Below are 309 nucleotides of genomic sequence, written 5' to 3'. Positions count from 1 at the left end.
TTGGCTCCCTAGGGCGCGAGGACCTGGTGATCCACGGGTTAACCGGGTCGGTGTTTGCGGATAACCGCCACCATTTCCGGGTGCGGATAGCGGAGGGCTATGACGGGTTCCGGGAAGAATCCCTCCGCCTGGAAGAGCGGCCCGCCCCCCTGAACGACCCCTTCCTGTATTTCACCGCCGTCGTGCGGGGCAACATCCATCCCGACCCGATGGCCCTCTCCTCCCTGGAGAACACCCTGATCGACATGGAAATCCTCGATGCGGCGCGCCGGAGCGCGGAGGCGGGAAAAACCGTTAAACTCCGAACCC

Annotated in this window: 1 pseudogene; it reads left to right on the top strand. The window is 64.1% G+C overall.

Annotated elements, in window-relative coordinates:
* Positions 1–309 (top strand): annotated as a pseudogene (locus ACRHNM_RS16540) (Gfo/Idh/MocA family protein); the annotation flags it as partial.

Origin of the sequence: Psychroserpens mesophilus, assembly GCF_050617655.1 — a bacterium.
Taxonomy (GTDB): Bacteria; Bacteroidota; Bacteroidia; order Flavobacteriales; family Flavobacteriaceae; genus Psychroserpens; species Psychroserpens mesophilus_A.
Note: the sequence above shows the minus strand (reverse complement) of the source record. Positions and strands in the feature narration are given on the sequence as shown.